This window comes from Hyphomonas pacifica (genome assembly GCF_000682675.1).
GTDB lineage: Bacteria > Pseudomonadota > Alphaproteobacteria > Caulobacterales > Hyphomonadaceae > Hyphomonas > Hyphomonas pacifica.
This window is the reverse complement of the sequence record NZ_AWFA01000088.1, coordinates 1-270: the sequence shown is the minus strand read 5'-3', so window position 1 is coordinate 270 and position 270 is coordinate 1. Positions and strand designations below refer to the sequence as shown.

General features: G+C 58.5%; 1 protein-coding gene. It reads left to right on the top strand.

Features of this window, described 5'->3' with window-relative positions:
• Positions 1-76 precede the first annotated feature (76 nt).
• Positions 77-270 (top strand): hypothetical protein (locus HY2_RS17660; RefSeq protein WP_206741053.1); only part of this gene is annotated, 194 nt, incomplete at its 3' end.

Genomic DNA, 270 nt, shown 5'->3' with positions numbered 1-270 from the left:
CCTGGCAGGTTTTCCCGAACGAAATCAAAGCCTGTGAGAATAGTTTTCCGCCCCCCTCTCTCGCGAGCGTATACTCATGCCTGTCGCGGCCTGTGACATGGCTCGCGGCGGGTCCGAAGCTTTCGGGGACCCTCCCGATTATCCCCTCGGCTTCACGCGGATGGACGGCGCCCATGTGCACAGGGGCGTAGCAGATCCACTCCAACCCATGAATTTGTCCCTGTCTCACATGGAGCGCTGCTCCATCTGCAAGGACCGAAAATGCAAAAA